The sequence below is a fragment of the Halorubrum sp. AD140 genome (genome assembly GCF_034497445.1).
GTDB lineage: Archaea > Halobacteriota > Halobacteria > Halobacteriales > Haloferacaceae > Halorubrum.
Window position 1 is genome coordinate 1 of the sequence record NZ_JAXRUU010000034.1, and the last position, 17485, is coordinate 17485.

Annotated in this window: 18 protein-coding genes and 1 pseudogene; 9 read left to right on the top strand and 10 right to left on the bottom strand. The window is 70.7% G+C overall.

Annotated elements, in window-relative coordinates; translation table 11 throughout:
• Positions 1 to 510: pseudogene (locus U4E84_RS09915) on the bottom strand (tRNA uridine(34) 5-carboxymethylaminomethyl modification radical SAM/GNAT enzyme Elp3); the annotation flags it as partial.
• Between the two features lie 87 nt (positions 511 to 597).
• On the opposite strand from U4E84_RS09915, the gene U4E84_RS09920 reads away from it, so the two are divergent.
• Positions 598 to 2115 carry a DUF790 family protein gene (locus tag U4E84_RS09920; protein ID WP_322531934.1) on the top strand — a complete coding sequence of 506 codons (1518 nt, stop codon included), beginning with the start codon at positions 598 to 600 and terminating at the stop codon, positions 2113 to 2115.
• A 72-nt stretch (positions 2116 to 2187) separates the two neighbouring features.
• Here the strand turns inward: U4E84_RS09920 and U4E84_RS09925 are convergent, their stop codons facing one another.
• The 4 genes from U4E84_RS09925 to U4E84_RS09940 all read right to left on the bottom strand — a co-directional run bounded on the left by U4E84_RS09925 (position 2188) and on the right by U4E84_RS09940 (position 5063).
• Entirely contained in the window at positions 2188 to 3057 is an 870-nt protein-coding gene (locus tag U4E84_RS09925) for a hypothetical protein (protein ID WP_322531935.1), read from the bottom strand.
• Positions 3058 to 3158: 101 nt separating this feature from the next.
• Positions 3159 to 3368, bottom strand: a complete 210-nt coding sequence (locus U4E84_RS09930) for a hypothetical protein (RefSeq protein ID WP_322531936.1) — start codon at positions 3366 to 3368, stop codon at positions 3159 to 3161.
• A gap of 205 nt (positions 3369 to 3573) precedes the next feature.
• Positions 3574 to 4128 (bottom strand): hypothetical protein, encoded by a 555-nt coding sequence (locus tag U4E84_RS09935; RefSeq protein WP_322531937.1) that lies wholly within the window; start codon positions 4126 to 4128, stop codon positions 3574 to 3576.
• Positions 4125 to 5063, bottom strand: coding sequence for an RsmB/NOP family class I SAM-dependent RNA methyltransferase (locus U4E84_RS09940; RefSeq protein ID WP_322531938.1), 939 nt, complete (start codon positions 5061 to 5063; stop codon positions 4125 to 4127). Before U4E84_RS09940 ends, U4E84_RS09935 begins: the two co-directional genes overlap by 4 nt.
• Positions 5064 to 5177: 114 nt before the next feature.
• On the opposite strand from U4E84_RS09940, the gene U4E84_RS09945 reads away from it, so the two are divergent.
• A complete protein-coding gene (locus U4E84_RS09945) occupies positions 5178 to 5918 on the top strand; it encodes a PAC2 family protein (RefSeq protein ID WP_322531939.1) in 741 nt (246 codons plus the stop codon).
• 18 nt (positions 5919 to 5936) lie between these two features.
• On the opposite strand, the gene U4E84_RS09950 is transcribed toward U4E84_RS09945, so the two are convergent.
• Positions 5937 to 7277 carry an isochorismate synthase gene (locus U4E84_RS09950; RefSeq protein ID WP_322531940.1) on the bottom strand — a complete coding sequence of 447 codons (1341 nt, stop codon included), beginning with the start codon at positions 7275 to 7277 and terminating at the stop codon, positions 5937 to 5939.
• 97 nt (positions 7278 to 7374) lie between these two features.
• On the bottom strand, positions 7375 to 8007 hold the full coding sequence (locus tag U4E84_RS09955; RefSeq protein WP_322531941.1) for a molybdopterin-dependent oxidoreductase: 633 nt from the start codon (positions 8005 to 8007) through the stop codon (positions 7375 to 7377).
• Positions 8008 to 8250: 243 nt separating this feature from the next.
• On the opposite strand from U4E84_RS09955, the gene U4E84_RS09960 reads away from it, so the two are divergent.
• The 3 genes from U4E84_RS09960 (at position 8251) to U4E84_RS09970 (ending at position 10801) form a co-directional block, all read left to right on the top strand.
• Positions 8251 to 8466 carry a cell surface protein gene (locus U4E84_RS09960; RefSeq protein ID WP_094522403.1) on the top strand — a complete coding sequence of 72 codons (216 nt, stop codon included), beginning with the start codon at positions 8251 to 8253 and terminating at the stop codon, positions 8464 to 8466.
• Positions 8467 to 8576: 110 nt separating this feature from the next.
• Positions 8577 to 8855 carry a UPF0058 family protein gene (locus tag U4E84_RS09965; protein WP_007999749.1) on the top strand — a complete coding sequence of 93 codons (279 nt, stop codon included), beginning with the start codon at positions 8577 to 8579 and terminating at the stop codon, positions 8853 to 8855.
• A gap of 83 nt (positions 8856 to 8938) precedes the next feature.
• Entirely contained in the window at positions 8939 to 10801 is a 1863-nt protein-coding gene (locus tag U4E84_RS09970) for a rhomboid family protein (RefSeq protein WP_322531942.1), read from the top strand.
• Between the two features lie 57 nt (positions 10802 to 10858).
• Here U4E84_RS09970 and U4E84_RS09975 read toward each other — a convergent pair whose 3' ends face one another.
• Together U4E84_RS09975 and U4E84_RS09980 are read right to left on the bottom strand one after the other, a co-directional pair.
• Positions 10859 to 11482 carry an METTL5 family protein gene (locus U4E84_RS09975; RefSeq protein WP_322531943.1) on the bottom strand — a complete coding sequence of 208 codons (624 nt, stop codon included), beginning with the start codon at positions 11480 to 11482 and terminating at the stop codon, positions 10859 to 10861.
• Positions 11483 to 11485: 3 nt separating this feature from the next.
• Positions 11486 to 11887: a hypothetical protein gene (locus U4E84_RS09980; protein ID WP_322531944.1), complete on the bottom strand. Its 402-nt coding sequence runs from the start codon at positions 11885 to 11887 to the stop codon at positions 11486 to 11488.
• Positions 11888 to 12154: 267 nt separating this feature from the next.
• Between U4E84_RS09980 and U4E84_RS09985 the strand changes: the two genes are divergently transcribed.
• From U4E84_RS09985 to U4E84_RS10000, 4 genes are all read left to right on the top strand, one after another.
• A complete protein-coding gene (locus tag U4E84_RS09985; RefSeq protein WP_322531945.1) occupies positions 12155 to 13111 on the top strand; it encodes a transcription initiation factor IIB in 957 nt (318 codons plus the stop codon).
• Between the two features lie 71 nt (positions 13112 to 13182).
• Positions 13183 to 13617: a universal stress protein gene (locus U4E84_RS09990; protein ID WP_322531946.1), complete on the top strand. Its 435-nt coding sequence runs from the start codon at positions 13183 to 13185 to the stop codon at positions 13615 to 13617.
• Positions 13618 to 13644: 27 nt separating this feature from the next.
• Complete coding sequence (menE, locus tag U4E84_RS09995; protein ID WP_322531947.1) at positions 13645 to 15516, top strand: o-succinylbenzoate--CoA ligase; 1872 nt, start codon at positions 13645 to 13647, stop codon at positions 15514 to 15516.
• A gap of 61 nt (positions 15517 to 15577) precedes the next feature.
• Positions 15578 to 16726 carry an acyl-CoA dehydrogenase family protein gene (locus U4E84_RS10000; RefSeq protein WP_322531948.1) on the top strand — a complete coding sequence of 383 codons (1149 nt, stop codon included), beginning with the start codon at positions 15578 to 15580 and terminating at the stop codon, positions 16724 to 16726.
• 23 nt (positions 16727 to 16749) lie between these two features.
• On the opposite strand, the gene U4E84_RS10005 is transcribed toward U4E84_RS10000, so the two are convergent.
• Complete coding sequence (locus U4E84_RS10005; protein ID WP_322531949.1) at positions 16750 to 17424, bottom strand: MBL fold metallo-hydrolase; 675 nt, start codon at positions 17422 to 17424, stop codon at positions 16750 to 16752.
• Positions 17425 to 17485: the final 61 nt, after the last annotated feature.

Below are 17485 nucleotides of genomic sequence, written 5' to 3' on the forward strand. Positions count from 1 at the left end.
GCCCATCAGGATGAGCTCCACCTTGTCGACCGGGTGACCGATCTTCCGGAGCTGTTCGAGCCGGAGCGTGACCTGCCCGTACGGGTCGTAGTCGTTCTGCTCGCCGCGGGCCGCAGCGGGCTCGTGGCCTGTGTACGACTGCGCGGAGGAGAACTCCGAGGCCGGTCCCCCGGGGCAGTAGAGGCACTTCCCGTGCGGGCAGAGCTTCGGCGAGGTCATGATCGCGACCGGCGAGACGCCCGAGGCGGTCCGGACGGGCTTGCGCTGGACCACCTCGATCACGTCGTCGCGGGCCTCGGCGGGCGCGTGGTCGAGGATCTCGGTGTTCTTCGGGACCTTCGGCGAGGAGAACTCCGAGCAGGCGTCGAGCTTGGCGGACTCGAGGCCGTCGCGGTCAACCTCGCCCGCGAGGATCCGGTCGACCAGCGCCTCGCAGGTGCGGACGAACGCCTCGGGCTCGTCGTCGTCGCTCCCGGTGTCGTCCCCGTCACTCGCCGCGTCGGTACCCATTACGCCCTGATCGACGGGTTTCGGAGTTAAGGGTGTCGCACCCGACGAACCCGCCGGTTTTAGGTCGACGCTCGCGAACCTGTCGGCGTGTTACGCAAGGACCTCCTGCGCGTCTCGCGGGCGGGCGGCGGGTACCGCCCGCTGTTCGCGACCCGCGAGCACCGCCCGCTCGCGGCGAAGGTGCTGGGGGCGTTCGAGGCCCACGTCGGCGAGCGCCGCGGCGACCTCGACGACGCGCTGGAGGCGCTGGAGGCCGACGCCGCCGGACGCAACGGGGACTTCAAGCTGGTCCGCGGGCTCGCCGCCCTCGTCGAGCGGGAGTGCGCCTTCGAGACGCGGGCGCCCGTGCCGCCGCGTCGCGTCCGGCGCGCCGCGTTCGAGGCTGCCGAGGCGGTCGGTGTCGCGACGGAGGCAGAACGGGAGACCGCGGTCGGCCGCGCCGCCGACGCCCTCGGGATCGACCCCGGCGACGTCGAGGCCTCGCTGTACGCCGACCGCGACGTCAACGAGGTCCTCGTCGACGCCGAGGTGCGGTGGGACCCGGACTCGCTCCTCGAGCAGTACGACCTCTCGCTGGCCCAGACCGCCCTGTTCGACGCGACCGAGGTCCGGGTGCGGTCGAACGATCCGAAGCGACTCGTCTCGGCGGTGAAGCGCCTGCGGCTGATGTACGAGCTGGAGAAAACTCCTGAGGGCCGGGAGCTCGTTGTCACCGGTCCCGACGCGCTGTTCTCGCACACCCGGCGGTACGGGACCGCCTTCGCGCGCCTGCTCCGGACCGTCGCGGAGTCGGCGGAGTGGGAGCTGACGGCGACGATCGACGACCGCGGCCGCGAGCGCACCATGCGCCTCTCCGACGGCGACGTGACCGTGCCGGGCGTCCAGCCCGTCGCCGAGCCCGACTTCGACAGCGGCGTCGAGGCCGACTTCGCGGGGCGGTTCCGCGGGCTCGACCTCGACTGGACGCTCGTGCGCGAGCCGGAGCCGTTAGAGACCGGCACGCGGGTGATGATCCCGGACTTCGCGTTCGACTACGACCACGCCGACTTCCGGCTGTTCTTCGAGGTGATGGGGTTCTGGACGCCGGAGTACGTCGACAAGAAGCTCGGCCAGCTGAGGGACGTGGAGGACGTGGACCTGCTGGTCGCGGTGGACGAGAGCCTGGGCGTCGGCGAGGAGATCGCCGCGCGCGACCACCGCGTGGTGAGCTACTCGGGGACCGTCCGCGTGAAGGCGGTCGTCGACGTGCTCCGCGAGTACGAGGCCGAGTTCGTCGCCGACGCGGCCGCCGACCTCCCCGCGTCGCTGTCGCCGGCCGCCGCCGCGATCTCGTTGGAGGACCTCGCCGACGAGCACGGCGTGAGCGTCGAGGCGATCGAGGACAAGTCGTTCCCGGACCACGAGCTGGTCGGTCGGACGCTCGTTCGGCCGGCGATACTGGCGGCCGCGGGGGAGGAGCTGGAGGCCGGCATGGCCCTCTCGGCGGCCGAAGCCGCGCTGGACGACCACGGCATCGACGACGCGAGCGCCGCGCTCTCGCGGCTCGGGTTTCGGGTGGAGTGGGAGGGGCTCGGGGGCGGGACGCTTCGCAGGAAAGGCGCGTAGAGCGGCTTCGCGAGAGAGACGCGGCGGGCGGGCCGCGGCGACGTGAGTCGGAGCGGCGCGAGTCGGCGGCGGTCACCCGGACGCGCCGGCGACGACCTCGAACTCCGCGGGGTCGCGGAGGAAGTCGACGGCGGTGTCCGCGACGGCGCTCCGATCGAGGTACGCGAACCCGTCGTCGTAGACCGCGAGAACCGGACCGTCGTCGTACTCGCCGATCGGCTCGCCGGTCACGCTCTCGACGGCGACGTAGTTCGTGTTCGCGAGCGTGGGCGCATCGGCGTACGCCTCGGGCAGGTCCGACTTCGCGACGCCGAGCAGCATGTGGTCCGGCACGAACACCATCGCGGTCCGGTACTCGAACGGCGGGTAAGAGAGGAGCCCGGCCAGCAGGTAGGTGTGGTCCTTGCAGTCGCCGCAGCCGTCGACGAGCGTCTCTTCGACCGTCCGGTGGTAGTCCGGCAGGCTCTGTGACTCGTAGTCGGAGCGGTACGGGAGCGATCGAACGAACTCGACCGCTCGATCGAACCGCCGGACGTCGAGCGACATGGTTTCCGACGGCGGAGCCGTGGGCGTCGCGGTGTCGAGCTCGGCGGCGAGCTCGCGGGCGAACGGGTTTCGGCGGGCGGCGTCGAACGCGGTGTCGTAGCCGAGCGTCCGCCGCGCGGCGGACCGATATGCGCGCCGGCCGACGCCGAACCGGAGCGTCCACCCGGGCGTCACGCTGCCGTCCCAGCGGTACTCCATGAGGTATTCGTCACCCGTGATCTCTCGCGTGACGCCCGTGGAGACGCCCGTCGGGAGCGAGGCCGGCGTTTCGGTTCCCGCCGCCGCGTACGCCGAGCCGGCGGCCCGAGCGGTTTCGATCGGGTCGATCGCCACGGCGGCGACGACGAGCGTCGCGATTCGACTGACGGTGTGCCGTATGAACCTTCGTCTGTGCATGGGGGAACCGGTCGCGAGACGGGAGCCGAGGCGCCGACCGTCGACGTTCCTCGCCGGACGCGCCAGCGGCACCGATGGTCGTGGTTCGCGCGCGTCGCTCGTCACCGGACCGACTCGAGGTCGACGACACAGGCGGCGTCGACCGTCAGCCACCTGACCGTCCGTTGCTCCGCGTCGACGTCGCGCGGAAATATCGTGTGTCTGTCTGGACCGCCGGGCTGACGGCTGACCCGGTGGCAGAGCCGGTCGAACTGGTTCGCGGGTGCGGGCGTCTCGGGGGGCGTTTGCGCGTCCGCGTCGGGCGTGCCCATTACGATCGGGTGGCTCGGTCGCCCGCTATTGAACGCTTATATGAGGGCTCCGTGCGGGCCCGTGGCCGTCACGAGCCGACCGTAGGGGAAACGTGGCTATATATGGCAGCGAAGCGTGCGCCGAGGTCGGCTCGTCCCGGCGGTGTCGTGCGGTTCGGGTCGGCGGCGGCGCGCGTCGACCGACTCGGTCGGACGGCTGCGCCGATCACTCCACGACCGGCAGGTCCGCGCGGCTCCCCTTGGGAACGACGGACCGAAGCTCGTCGTAGAGGTAGAGCCCGACCCCGATCGGCGCTTGCCCGCCCGCGATCTCGTGCGTCGCGATCAGGTACCCCCAGTCGCCGTCCCACTCGGGGAGGTCCTGGTCCTCGCCGGCCGCGAACCGGGCCGCCCGCTCGGGGTCCAGCTCGACGACGTTCTTCGTCGCGTGATGCCCGAACCGGGAGACCGCCCGCCCGGTCGGTTTCCAGTGCTCCTGTCGCGTCCGGAGGAACGTCATCCCTATCGCCTCCACCTCGCTGGGGTCGGTCGCCTCGCCGTTGAAGATCCAGACCTTACCGGCGCCCTTCTCCCAGAAGCTGTACCCTTCGAAGACGCTCGGGTCGATCCCGAACCGCTCCTCCCACCACTCGAGCACCTCCCGCCTGCTCGCGCGCCCCTCGACCTCGCGGTCGGCCGGGGTCTCCGGGAGGCGGTCGAACTGTTGGCCGTCGTTGGCGGGGACGTCCGCGTCGCCGTCGGAGCCGGCGTCGTCGCTCACGCTCCGACCCCCTCGACATCGGTCTCGTCCCCACCGACCCGCAGCTTCGCACAGAAGAACCCGCCCGTGTCGTTGTGGTGCGGGTACACACGGTGAGCGCGCGTCACCGACTCGTCGTACGTCTCGCCCTCCCACTCGGTGACGCCGGGGACCGTGTCGAGCGGGAGGTCGAAGTCGACGAGCTCGCAGTCCTCGGTCGCGAGGACGTGATCGAGGACCGCCTCGTTCTCCTCGGGCGCGAACGTGCAGGTGGAGTAGACGACGGTCCCGCCGGGGCGTGTCGCCTGCACCGCGCGCGCCAAGATCCCCTTCTGGATCCCGGCGACCGCGTGGACGTGGTCGAGCGTCCACTGGTCGACGACGTCCGGGTTCTTCCGGCAGGTTCCCTCACACGAGCAGGGGGCGTCGACGAGGGCCCCGTCGAACTCGTCGAACGCGAGGGGCTTCGTCGAGAAGTTTCGGGCGTCCTGGTTCGTCACGATAGTATTCGTCACCCCGAGTCGCTCGGCGTTGTGCCGGAGCGCGGAGAGCCGCCCGAGGTTGTTGTCGTTGGCGACGACGGTGCCCTCGTCGTCCATCGCGTCGGCGATCTGCGTCGTCTTGCTGCCGGGGGCCGCGCAGGCGTCCCAGACGCGCTCTCCGGGTCGCGGGTCGAGCGCGATCCCCGGCAACGCGGAGACCTCCTCCTGTCCGTGGGTCCAGCCGTGGACGTACGGCCAGTTCCCGCCGGGGTTCCCGTCGGGGAGTCGGAAGAGACCGTCGTGCCACGCCACGGGCCCGTACGGGACGTCCCCCTCGTCGAAGGCCTCGCGGACGCGAGCGGGCGAGGCCGCCAGCTCGTTCACGCGGACGACCGACGGCAGCGGCCGGTCGCAGGCCGCGCGGAACGCCGCCGCGTCGTCGACGAGCGGCTCGTACCGCGCTAACGGATTCATGCCCCGTCTTTCGCGCCGGCCCGTTAGTCGGTTTCGGGACGGTGCGGGCAGACGCCTCGCGCGGTCACGTCCTCGCGCCTCATCTTTAGGTCACTGCTCGGCGTAAGACAGCACATGGCACGCATATCGGTCCTCGACGACGACGTCTCGCTGGACGAGCCGACGCTGGTGGAGGGGTTCCCCGGTGTCGGTCTCGTCGGCAAGATCGCGACAGACCACATGATCGAGGCGCACGAGCTGGGCCACTACGCGAACGTCCACTGCGACGGCCTCCCGCGGGTGGCCGTCTACCGCGAAGGCAACCGAGCGCTGACGACGCCGGTGCGGCTGTACGCCGACGCGGAGCGCGACCTCGTCGCGCTCCGCAGCGACGTGCCGGTGAACCCCGGCGCCGCGACCGAGGTCGCCGGCTGTCTCGACGGGTGGTTCGAAGAGACCGGCACGTTCCCGGTCTTCCTCTCCGGACTCGGCCACGAAAAGGGCGAGGCCCCTCCGGCGCTGTACGGCGTCGCGACCGGCGACGGCGGCGACGCGCTCGACCGCGCCGACGTCGACGACCCGCCGGAGGCCGGACTCGTCTCCGGGCCGACGGGCGCGATGCTCGCGGAGTCGCTGGAGCGCGACCGCGACGCCGTCGGTCTCGTCGTCGAGTCGGACCCGCAGTTCCCCGATCCCGAGGCCGCGCGGGTCCTCATCCGCGACGGGATCGATCCGATCGCGGGGACCGAGACGCCGACCGACGGCCTCGTCGACCAGGCGGAGGAGATCAGGGAGGCGAAGCGGGACTTCGCCGAGCGGATGCAGCAGGCCAACGAGGAGAGTTCGCAGGCCGAGCCGCTGAAGATGTTCCAGTGACCGGTCGCGACCGGGCGTTTACTCGCCGTTCGCCTCCAGCTCGTCGAGGATCGGCCGGTACTTGAGCTGGACTTCGTCCCACTCGCGGTCGGGGTCGGAGTCCGCCACGATGCCGACGCCGGCGAAGAGCGTGGCGCGTCGCCGAGTCGCGACCGCCGAACGGATCGCGACCGCGAAGGCGCCGTTCCCCGCGGCGTCGATCCAGCCGACGGGCGCGGCGTACCAGCCGCGGTCGAACGGCTCCGTCTCGTGGATCGTCTCCAGCGCGCGGTCCGGCGGCAGCCCGCCGACCGCGGGGGTCGGATGGAGGGCCTCGACGAGGTCGAGCACGTGCCGGTCGGCGCGGAGCTCGGCGGTGATCGGCGTGTGGAGGTGCTGGACCGTGGCGAGTCGTCGGACGCGCCGCGTCCCGGCCGAGACGGAGGCGGCGAACGGCTCCAGCTGCGCGCGGACGGTGTCGGCGACGAGGTCGTGCTCGTGGACGTTCTTGTCGTCATCGAGAAGCTCCTGCGCGAGCCACTCGTCTTCGGCCGGCGTCTCGCCGCGCCCGGTCGTGCCCGCGAGCGCGTCCGTCTCCACGGTCCGGCCGCGCAGCGAGACCAGCCGCTCCGGGGTGGCGCCGAAGAAGGCGCTCTCGCCGCCGTCGGGCTCGAAGTAGTACCGGTGGCAGTCGGGGTACTTCTCGACGAGGCGTTCGAGCGTCGCCGCCGGCGGGAAGTCGCGGGCGAGGTCGGCCTCGAGCGCCTGCGCCAGCACGACCTTCCGGAGGCCCCCGTCGCGGATCCGGTCGACGGCGGCCTCGACGCTCCCGCGCCACGCCTCGCGGCTCGTCGTCCGGCGGCTCTCCGCGATGCCGGGACGGGGGGGACGGGCCGCCTCGTCGTCGACCCCCGAGAGGCGGTCGACCTCGGCGGCGAGCCGCCTCTCGACCGCGTCGGCAGAGACGTCGGGCCCGACCGCGTTGACCGTGAGCCACGTCCCGTTGTCCGCGACGGTGAGCTGGACGCGCGGGAGCACGAAGCGCGCCTCGGGGAAGGGCCCCCACGGCTCTCCGTCGCACGCGCCGTCGTGGAAGGCGAACCCGCCGAACACCCGCGGGCGAGCGGCCTCGGTGCCGGCGTGGACGTCGCCGGAGTCGAACAGGTCGGCAGCGGCGGAGCGGATCTCGGCGAAGCGGTTCGGGCCCGTCGCGGTCAGCGCGGCGGCCGCGCCGCTCCCGAGCACGCGGGCGTCGTCGGGCGCGCTCCACGTCGTCCGCGGCGCCGGGAACGCGTCGAACGCGGCCGCGAACGGAGGCGCGTCGATCCCGGTCGTGCGGCTGACGAGGGGCGGAGACGACGTGGATCGCGCCTGTTCCATTGCGCGGAGTTCGGTGCCCGGGGTCCTTTATCCTGACTATCGCGGGGGTCCGCGGCCGCCGACCGCGCTTCCTCCCGCAGAGCGGGGACGTCGGCCGTCAGCTGTACCGCTCCTCGTGCCAGGGGTTCGCCGTGTCGCTGTAGCCGCGCTTCTCCCAGTAGCCCAGCTCCTTCTCCGTTCGGAACTCGACGCCCGACACCCACTTCGCCCCCTTGTACGCGTACTTGTGAGGCGTGACGACCCGGATCGGGCCGCCGTGGTCCGCCGGGAGGTCGTCACCGTCGTAGCCGTACGCGAAGAGGACGCCCTCGCGCGTGCACTCGTCGAGCGGGAGGTTGGTCGTGTAGCCGTCGAGCGCGTGGAACAGGACGTGCTCGACGTCCTCGTGGACGCCCGCCCGGTCGGCTATCTCGCCGAACTCGACGCCGGTGAACGCGCAGTCGAACTTGCTCCACCCCGTCACACAGTGGAAGTCCTGGTTCTGGGTGACGGCTGGCAGGTCGCGGAACTCGGACAGCGAGTACGCGAGCGCCTCGTCGACGGCGCCCCAGACCTCGAAGGCGAACTCCTCGGGCGCTACCGAGGGCGTTCCGGTCTTCGAGAGCACCGGGAAGCGGTCGGTCTCGCGCTGCCCGGGCGGGAGTCGGTCGTCGCCGTACTCGCGGTAGAGGTCGGTGAGGTCCTCGACGGCGCCGTCGACAGCGGCGTCCGCCTCGCCGTGGCCGGTCATGGCGAGCGATACGGCTCGCGCCCACCTAGGCGTGTCGTTCTTCGGCGTGACTCGCCCGCACCCGGATCGAGCGGCGGCGGATGCGGCAAGAGAAGTATCGATAAGACATCACTAATTCGTATACATCTAACAGCTATTCTAAAACCACGAATCATACTTTCAGTAGTGCCCCTGTACGCTTTCGAATATCCGTATCGCCGACGCCACATTTATATACCCATTGCCATTACTCCCGGGCAGGAAATGCCACGAGTAGAGATTACCGTGCCGGAGCATCTGGAGATGCAGATCGCCCAGATGGTCGAGCAAGGAGAGTTTCTCAACCGCGAGGAGGCGGTCGAAGAGCTCCTGTCGACGGGGATCAAGGCGTACAAGACGAGCGGTCCGAGAGACGAAGACGACTCCGGCGGGTTCGAGGACGAAGGGATGATGGGTCACGAAGACGAGTACGTGTTCTGACGCGGTTCGGGTGGCGCCCTTTTGGTTCGGTGTCCGCCCCGACGACGCCACAGAGCCGTGCGTATGCCCCTCAACAACGCTTAAAGGGCCTACGGCTCGTACCCCGGGGCATGCACAAGGACGAACTCCTCGAGCTCCACGAACAGATGGTGACGATCATGGAGCACTTCCGTTCGCACGAGACCGTCGACAGCTCGCTTTTCGACCCGTACGACGAGCTGGACGTCGACCCCTCGCACGTTCACAAGTCGAAGAGCGAGCACAAACACGCCGTGTTCGTGCTCGGCAACGCGCTGGCGAACGCGATGAGCGAGGACGAGTTCTCCCCCGCGGGCCGCGTCGGCAAGCGGATGGAGGAGCTCGCCGACGACGCCGAGAACAAGATCTGAGGGCCTCTCCCCCGACCGCCTCCGGTCGCCCACGAATTCTCCGACCCGCGGATTGATATGCGGTCGCCCGCTCCCTCTACCACATGGTCGCGGAGGCGCTGACGTCCGACGCCGTCCACCTCGCGGTCGGCGGCGCGCTCGTCGCCGTCGCGCTCGTGGTCGTGTACGAAACCGACCGACCCGACGGCGCGTGGACCCGCGCGCTCCGCTCGCGGCTCCTGCTCGGCGTTCCGTGGGGAACGCTCGTCGTCGTCGCCGGCGTCGTCGGCGTCTACCTGTTCGTCCAGAGCGGGCTGGAGAACCCGAGCCGACCCGTCGTGATCCCGTTCCGCTCGTGGTCGTACTTCTACCCAGAGGGGCTCCTCTGGTCGAGCTTCGCGCACGCGAACCGGGGGCACATCACGGGGAACCTGCTGTCGGCGCTCGTCGCGGGCGGGATCGCCGAGTACGCGTACGGCCACTTCCCGGGCGGACGGGACGTCGACGACGACACCGGGACGGTGCGGTCGATCCTGCCGTCGCGCGCGCGGCTCCGAGAACTGCGGTCGGAGGGGCTCTCCGCGGTCGGGAGGTCTCTCGACCCGCGTGACGCTGCACGCTCGATCGTCGCGAGCGCGTCGCGAGCACGGGGCGAGTCGCTCGCGAGAAACCCGTACGTCCGGGCGTTCGCGATCGTCCCGGGCGCGGCGGTCGGGTTCGGGCTCGTCGCCTCGCTGTTCGCGCTGGGACCGGTGATCGGCTTCTCGGGCGTCGTCTTCGCGCTGTGGGGGTTCGCGCTCGTCTTCCACCCGATCGGGACCGTCGCGGCGCTGACGGGATCGACGCTCCTGAACGTGGCGTACGAGACCCTCCGAAACCCGGTCACCGTCGGCGAGGCGAGCGGGTCGTACGGGCCGCCCGGCTGGGCGAACGTCGCGATACAGGGACACGCGCTCGGACTGATCGCCGGGATCGCCGCCGCGGCGTGGCTCGTCCGGCGTCGGAGGAGGAACGGGATCGATGATGGCGGCGACGGCGACGACTCGCGAAGGACCGCGCTCGTCGCGTTCGGCGCGGTCCTCCTGTTCGGCGCGTCGCGTCGGCTCTGGGCGGTGTACTGGTACCTCGGGAACGAGCGGTACGAGCTGTACCGCGCCGTCGGGGTCGGGCTGCTCGCGGTCCTGGCGGCGATCGTCGCCCTCGCGGTCGCCGGCCGGGACGACCCGCTGTGGCCGGAGCGGGCGGTGCCGGAGCCGGAGACGCTCCGCGAGGGGGCGCGGTCGGCGACGCCCGCCGCGGTCGGGCTGCTCCTGCTCGTGTCGGCGCTCGCGGCCGTCGCGGGCCCCGGCGTCGTCCCGAACCTCGTCGCGGTCGAGGAGGGCGACCTACCGGGCGACCCGATCGAGATCGACGGGTACCAGGTGACGTACGCCGAGAACGTCGAGAACCAGGCGGTCAGCGTCGTCGACGTCGAGGCGTTCGGCCGGTCGACGAGCGTCAACACCTCCGGCGTGATCGTGAAGAGCGCGGACCGGGAGATCTGGACGACCCCGGTCACCCGAGGGAACCTCGAGTTCTGGGGCTACCGCGCGGTCGACGTGGGCGGAACGGGGTGGCGCGAGACCGTCTGGGTCCAGCGCACCGGCTGGGAGGTGGCGAACGCCGACCCGGCCTACCGGGTCGACGCGATACGGAACGAGACGCGCTCGACGCTGTTCACCAGCGAGCCGGTGCGGGCGGAGCCGCGGATAGACGGGCGAAACGTGACGGTCGCCGCCGTCGAGGGCGGGTTCGAACTGCGCGTCGACCACGCCGACGGGACCGCGGTCGCGCCCGTGCCGACGGAAAACGAGTCGGTGACGCTACGGGGAGTCGCGTTCGTCCGCGAGGACGACGCCGTGTTCGCCGAGCGCGGGGAGACGCGGGTGCGGATCGCGGAGCGGGAGCGGTACGAGGGGCGGCAGTGAGGCGAAGAGGGGGTGCAGGCGGGAAGTGAGGCGGGGACGGGGAGCGCCGACGACCGTTCAGGTCCACTCGATCCGATAGACCTCAGCGTCGAGCTCGCGAGAGTCCTCCGCGTGGTGGTCGAACTGCGCGTCGACCGCGAAGTCGACCGCGAACGCGTGGGTCACCTCGCCGCCGTTGTCGGCCGCGAACGCCTCGACGAACTCCCGGCTGCCGGCGTTGTGGACCGAGTACGAGACGGTCGCGACGCGGCTCGCCGTCGCCAGAAACCCGCGGTCAGCGTTGCGGTTCCCGTCCTGCGCGCCGAACGGCGGGTTCATCACGACGGTGACGGGGTCGGGGACGTCGAGCGGGAGGCGCGTCGCGTCGGCCTGGATCCAGTGGACGGGGGCGCTCGCGGCGACCCGACGCTGGTTGGCGGTCGCGGTCGCCAGCGCGGCGCGGTCCAGTTCGACGCCGAAGACGCGGGCGGGCCCTCGGAGGGCGGCGGCGAGGGCGAGCATACCCGTGCCGGCCCCGAGGTCGAGGACGGTCCGTCCGTCGACGTCGCCGTGGAGGTCGGCGAGGTGGACCACGTGGGCGGCGAGGTCGGGCGGCGTCGGGTACTGTTCGAGCGCGACGCGGGGCTCCTCGAAGCCGGCGACGACGCCGAGCTTCGTCGCGAGCGAGCGTTTCGACGCCATCCGTCAGGCCGCGGTCGCGTCGTCGCCGGTCCGGACGAGCTCGACACCCTCGCGGCGGGCGCGCTCGGAGAGCGCCGACAGCGCAGGCTCCGTCGCGTCCGGGTCCGCGACCTCGTCGAGCCGGATCTCGATCCGACCGGCGCCGAGGAACGACGCGGCGCGGACGAGCTCGCGGAGCCGGTCAGCCTCGCGCTGCGTCGACAGCGTGTCGCCGCAGTCGAAGCAGGCCTCGACCGACAGCGTCGCCGGCTGGTACCCGCGGGCCGACAGCTCCGCCTTCAGGTCCCGAAGGTGTCCGGGCGCCGTGCTTTCCAGATCTCCGGCATCGATGGCGATCGGCTCGATTTCCGCCGGCCGACAGCCGCGGAGCGTCGATTCGATCGCGTCGGACTGCGTCGTGCTCATGCCAGCCGATATGTTATAGTAATACAAAAGTCTTTGTGAATGTATAGTAGTAATAATTTGTGGGGACGTCTCCGCAGTCACCTTTCGTTTTCTCGGGGGTACGGCGGCGGACTATCGCGGTCCTATCGCGTCCCCGAGAGAGCGACTGTTTCGGGGCACTCACGGCCTGTAGCGAATGCTGCGGGGCGAATCGGCGATCGCCCGAGCCGGGGGTCGTCGCGGATCCGGGACAAAGGTTTAAATGCGGCAGTAACCAGAAACCTTATAATGGAACGTCCGAGCCGCCAGCGTCAACAGGAGCGGGACACCGAGCGAGAGTCGGACGAGACGGAGACGCTCTCCTGTCCGGAGTGTAAGTCGACCGAGATCGTCACCGACGCGGACCAGGAGCTCGTGTGTGAGGACTGCGGGCTGGTTTTGGACGAGCAGAACATCGACCGCGGCCCGGAGTGGCGGGCGTTCAACCACTCCGAGCGGCAGTCGAAGTCGCGCGTCGGCGCCCCGATCACCGAGACGATGCACGACAAGGGGCTGACGACGACGATCGACTGGAAGGACAAGGACGCGTACGGGCGGTCGCTCTCCTCGGAGAAGCGCTCGCAGATGCACCGCCTGCGCAAGTGGCAAGAGCGGATCCGGACGAAGGACGCCGGCGAGCGCAACCTCCAGTTCGCGCTCTCGGAGATCGACCGCATGGCCAGCGCGCTCGGCGTCCCCCGATCGGTACGAGAGGTCGCCTCCGTCATCTACCGCCGCGCCCTCAACGAGGACCTCATCCGCGGCCGCTCCATCGAGGGCGTCTCCACCGCCGCGCTCTACGCCGCCTGCCGGCAGGAGGGAATTCCCCGCTCGCTCGACGAGGTCGCGGACGTCTCGCGGGTGCCCCAGAAGGAGATCGGTCGGACGTATCGCTACATCTCACAGGAACTCGGGCTCGAACTGAAGCCGGTCGACCCCAAGCAGTTCGTGCCGCGCTTCGCGTCCGCGCTCCAGCTCAGCGAGGAGGTCCAGTCCAAGGCGACCGAGATCATCGACGTCTCCGCCGAACAGGGGCTGCTCTCCGGGAAGTCCCCGACCGGATTCGCCGCCGCCGCCATCTACGCCGCGTCCCTCCTCTGTAACGAGAAGAAGACCCAGCGCGAGGTCGCCGACGTCGCGCAGGTCACCGAGGTCACCATCCGCAACCGGTACCAAGAGCAGATCGAAGCGATGGGGTTCCGGTAGCGGCGGCGAATCCCGCCGGCCGGTCCCCGTGGTAGGGTTTTTAATCGATACCGAGCGTAGCTCTCGACGAGATGTACTCTCAGATTCTCGTTCCGACGGACGGCAGCCCCGCGTCGGATGCCGCGATCGAGCACGCCATCGACCTTGCCGAGCAGTACGGCGCCCGACTGCACGCGCTGTACGTCGTCGACGGGGCGGCGTACTCGACGCTCGAGGCGGGCGCGGAGGTCGTCGTCGACGCGCTCAAGTCCGAAGGGAAGGAGGCCACCCAGCGGGTCGCTGACGCCGCCGCCGCCGCGGGCGTCGACTGCGAGACGACGGTCGCCACGGGGACCGCGTACCGCTCGATCCGCGACTACGTCGACGAGCACGACGTCGACATGGTCGTGATGGGAACGCACGGCCGGAAGGGGCTCGACCGGTACCTGCTCGGCAGCGTCACGGAGCGGGTCGTCCGGACCTCGGACGTGCCGGTCCTGACCGTGCGACAGCCGACCGATGAGTGAGCCCGCACCGCGTCGCGGGTGATCCCGATGCGCGACTGGCTCTCACACCGCGTCGCGTCCTCGCCGGACGACGTCGCGCTCGTGCGAGCCGAAGACGGCGAGTCGTGGACGTACACCGACCTCGACCGGCTCGTCTCGGAGACGGCCGGACGGCTCGCCGCCCACGGGATCGAGGCGGGTGACAGGCTCGGCGTCCTCACCCCGCCGTACGTCGGGACCGTCGGGCTGATCCACGCGGCGATGCGGATCGGCGCGACGTTCGTCCCCCTCGGCGAGGGCCTCACGCGGCGCGAGCTCTCGGCGCGGATCGAGCGCGTGGACCTCGCGGCGGTCGTGTGCGCGGAACCGACCGAGGACGAGGCGCTGGCGGCAGTTGACGGGATCGCGGGCACGCCGCTGTTCTCCGTCGACGACCCGGGAGACGAGGCCGTCACCGCCGTCCACGACGCCGAGCCGGCGCCGGTCGATCCACCGGAGTGGGGAGTTTCCGACCAGCTCTGCGTCCTCTTCACCTCGGGGACCACTGGGGAGCCCAAGCCGGTTCCGCTCACCGCGGGCAACGTGTACAGCTCCGCGGTCGCCTCCGCGTTCCGGCTCGGGGTCGATCCCGACGACCGCTGGCTCGTGTCCCTCTCGCTCCACCACATGGGCGGGCTCGCGCCCGTCTACCGCTCCGCGCTGTACGGGACGGCGCTCGTGCTCCGGGAGGGGTTCGATCCGGGCGGCGTCGCCGACGACATCGACACGTACGACGTGACGGGGGTGTCGCTGGTGCCGACGATGCTGAAGCGGATGCTCGACAGGCGAGGGACCCTCTCGGAGACGCTCCGCGTCGTGTTGCTCGGCGGCGCGCCGGCGCCGAGCGAGCTGTTGGAGCGCTGCCGCGACTACTCGATCCCGGTGTACCCGACCTACGGAATGACCGAGTCCGCCTCCCAGATCGCGACCGCCACGCCCGCACAGACGAAGGGGCGGCTCGACACCGTCGGACGACCGCTGTTCGGCACCGACGTGACGGTCGTCGACGAGGACGGGTCGCCGGTCGATGCCGGCGGGAGCGGCGAGATCGTCGTCGACGGACCGACGGTGACGCCGGGGTACTTGGAGCCCCCGCCGGACGACGGGGGAGCGTCCGCCGGGCTGGACCGCTCCGCGTTCGGCCCGCACGGGCTCCACACCGGTGACGTCGGGCGGGTCGACGAGGACGGCTACCTCTACGTGCTCAACCGGCTCGACGACCGGATCATCAGCGGCGGGGAGAACGTCAAGCCCGGAGAGGTGACGGACGTGCTCCGCGAGTTCCCCACGGTCGAGGACGCCGCCGTCGTGGGGCTCGACGACGGCGTGTGGGGCGAGCGGGTCGCGGCGCTGCTCGCGGTCGGCGATCGGATCGGTCCCCCGATGGACGAGGAGGCACTCGTCTCGTTCGCCCGAGAGCGGCTCTCGGGGTTCAAGCTCCCCAAGACGGTCGCGCTCGTCGACGAGCTTCCCCGGACGGTGTCCGGAACCGTCGACCGTGAGGCCGCCCGGGAGGTGCTCCGCGAGCGCGGACGGGAGCTGACAGGAGACCCGGAGGCCGAGCTGGAGACGGCGGGCTTCGAGCCCGCGGATCCGACCGATCCCCCGGAGCAGCCCTCCGACGTGATCGAGCCGGCCGAGCCGGAGCGCGGCGGCGAGGACGACGACGGCGTGACAGGCGAGGACGGCGTGGGTGACGACGGCGACGTGGCTGGCGACGACAGTGGGGGATCCGTCCCGATCGACGACGCCGAGGAGGTCGCGAGCGCGGCCGGCGACGAGGACGACGGGAGCGACGGAGACGGCGAGAGCGATGGTGGCGACGACGGTGACGACGGCGACGGAGACGACGAGGAGAACGAGAGCGACGGTAGAGAATAAACGAACCCGTCGTTGTTCGTTGTTCCACGAACGTTTTCATCACGGCGGCCTCGGATAACGCATGGACCTACTCGACGACAGCGTCGTGCCGGAACACGCGCGCGACGTGAAGGCGGAGGCTCGGGAGTTCGCCGCGGAGCACATCGCGCCGAACGCCGAGTCGTACTACTCTTCGGGCGAATACCCGTGGGAGGTTCTGGAGGCGGGGATGGACGCCGGGCTCGTCGCGCAGGACCTCGGCGAGGAGTACGGCGGGCGGGGGTTCGACCTCGCGCAGGTGCTCGCGATCGCGGAGGAGTTCTACCGCGCCGACGCCGGGATCGCGCTCACCCTCCAGCTCGCGAGCTTCGGCTGCGAGATGGTCGAGCGGTACGGCACGGACAAACAGAAGGAGAAGTACCTCCGTCCGGTGGCGGAGAACGACCAGATATCGGGGCTCGCCGTCTCGGAGCCCGAGACCGGCTCCGACCTCGCGGGGATGACGACGAGCGCCGAGAAAGTCGAGGGCGGGTACGAACTCACCGGCGAGAAGTACTGGATCGGCAACGCGGTCGAGGCCGACTGGCTCACCGTCTACGCGAAGACGGGCGACGGAGAGGACCGCTACTCGAACTACACCCTGTTCATCGTCGAGACGGACAGCGAGGGGTACGAGGCGGAACACATCCCCGAGAAGATGGGGATGCGCGCCTCCAAGCAGGGGCACATCGTCTTCGAGGACTGCTTCGTCCCCGAGGAGAACGTCGTCGGCAGCGAGGGGGGCGGCTTCTACGTGCTCGCCGACTTCTTCAATCACGGCCGCGTGGTCGTCGGCGGTCACGGGCTCGGGCTCGCCGCCGCCGCCATCGAGGAGGCCGAGGAGTTCGTCCACGGGCGCAACGCCTTCGGCCGCACCGTCAACGAGTTCCAGGCGGTCCAGCACACGCTCGCCGACATGCGGATCGGTTTCGAGTCGGCGCGCGCGCTCAACTGGCGCGCCTGCGAGAAGGTCGCGAACGGCGAGGACGCGGGATACTGGGCCGCGCTGGCGAAGACCACGTCCACGGAGGTCGCGGCCGACTGCGCCGAGAAAGGGATGAAACTCCACGGCGGCCGCTCGATCCTGACCGACCGCCGGATCGCCCGCGTCTACCGCGACGTGCGCATCCCGGTGATCTACGAGGGCGCGAACGACATCCAGCGGAACCTGATCTACAGGCAGTCGCGGTAAGTCGGTCACAGGGGCCGATTTTCTCAGATCCGGCGAGCCAGCGCGGCGAGCGCGGCGCTTCCGCCCGCGGGGATGGGGTCGCCGTGGCCGACGCAGGCCACCTCGAACGGCGGGGCGCGCTCGGCGAGGTCCCGAATGCTGTCGAGCACCCGGTCCGTGTCGTAGCTGACGATCCACTCGGAGGAGTCGAGCGCACCGTTCGATCCCGAAACGAGGTCCCCCAGTAGCGCGACCCCGAGCCTCTCGCTCACGTACGCAAAGTGTCCCGGCGTGTGACCGGGGGTGTGGTAGGCGGTGAACGAGCCGAGCCGCTCGCCGTCGGTGACCGCTTCGATTTCGAGGTCCGGTCGGGTCGTGAACAGCCCGGTGAGCCGCTGGAGCGCGCCCTTGTGGTTCCGCCACGGCGGCGACTGGTCGCCGCGGAGGAGCGCCGCGTCGAACGCGCCGGCGTACACCGTCGCGTCGAGCTCCGGCGTCAGCGCCGCGAGCGTCCCGACGTGGTCGAGGTCGTAGTGGGTCAACAGCACCCGCCCCACGTCCGCGACGCGCACGCCGGCGTCGGCGAACCCCTCGCGGATCGCCGCCTCGTCCCACGGCGTCCCCGCGTCGACGAGCGTGGGCACGTCGTCGTCGACGAGGTAGGCGCTCACGCCGCGCAGCTCGAACCGCCACACACCGTCCGCGAATTCCGTCGCCATGCGACGCTGTAGCAACCGACGGGGTTTGACGCTGGCGGCCGGGGGAGGCGTCGGACAGCGG

What these genes read in the sequence shown, in the direction of transcription:
- U4E84_RS09925 (WP_322531935.1), bottom strand. Translation starts at nt 3,057, where the DNA reads ATGCACAGACGAAGGTTCATACGGCACACCGTCAGTCGAATCGCGACG.
- U4E84_RS09930 (WP_322531936.1), bottom strand. Translation starts at nt 3,368, where the DNA reads ATGGGCACGCCCGACGCGGACGCGCAAACGCCCCCCGAGACGCCCGCA.
- U4E84_RS09940 (WP_322531938.1), bottom strand. Translation starts at nt 5,063, where the DNA reads ATGAATCCGTTAGCGCGGTACGAGCCGCTCGTCGACGACGCGGCGGCG.
- U4E84_RS09945 (WP_322531939.1), top strand. Translation starts at nt 5,178, where the DNA reads ATGGCACGCATATCGGTCCTCGACGACGACGTCTCGCTGGACGAGCCG.
- U4E84_RS09950 (WP_322531940.1), bottom strand. Translation starts at nt 7,277, where the DNA reads ATGGAACAGGCGCGATCCACGTCGTCTCCGCCCCTCGTCAGCCGCACG.
- U4E84_RS09955 (WP_322531941.1), bottom strand. Translation starts at nt 8,007, where the DNA reads ATGACCGGCCACGGCGAGGCGGACGCCGCTGTCGACGGCGCCGTCGAG.
- U4E84_RS09960 (WP_094522403.1), top strand. Translation starts at nt 8,251, where the DNA reads ATGCCACGAGTAGAGATTACCGTGCCGGAGCATCTGGAGATGCAGATC.
- U4E84_RS09965 (WP_007999749.1), top strand. Translation starts at nt 8,577, where the DNA reads ATGCACAAGGACGAACTCCTCGAGCTCCACGAACAGATGGTGACGATC.
- U4E84_RS09970 (WP_322531942.1), top strand. Translation starts at nt 8,939, where the DNA reads ATGGTCGCGGAGGCGCTGACGTCCGACGCCGTCCACCTCGCGGTCGGC.
- U4E84_RS09975 (WP_322531943.1), bottom strand. Translation starts at nt 11,482, where the DNA reads ATGGCGTCGAAACGCTCGCTCGCGACGAAGCTCGGCGTCGTCGCCGGC.
- U4E84_RS09980 (WP_322531944.1), bottom strand. Translation starts at nt 11,887, where the DNA reads ATGAGCACGACGCAGTCCGACGCGATCGAATCGACGCTCCGCGGCTGT.
- U4E84_RS09985 (WP_322531945.1), top strand. Translation starts at nt 12,155, where the DNA reads ATGGAACGTCCGAGCCGCCAGCGTCAACAGGAGCGGGACACCGAGCGA.
- U4E84_RS09990 (WP_322531946.1), top strand. Translation starts at nt 13,183, where the DNA reads ATGTACTCTCAGATTCTCGTTCCGACGGACGGCAGCCCCGCGTCGGAT.
- menE (WP_322531947.1), top strand. Translation starts at nt 13,645, where the DNA reads ATGCGCGACTGGCTCTCACACCGCGTCGCGTCCTCGCCGGACGACGTC.
- U4E84_RS10000 (WP_322531948.1), top strand. Translation starts at nt 15,578, where the DNA reads ATGGACCTACTCGACGACAGCGTCGTGCCGGAACACGCGCGCGACGTG.
- U4E84_RS10005 (WP_322531949.1), bottom strand. Translation starts at nt 17,424, where the DNA reads ATGGCGACGGAATTCGCGGACGGTGTGTGGCGGTTCGAGCTGCGCGGC.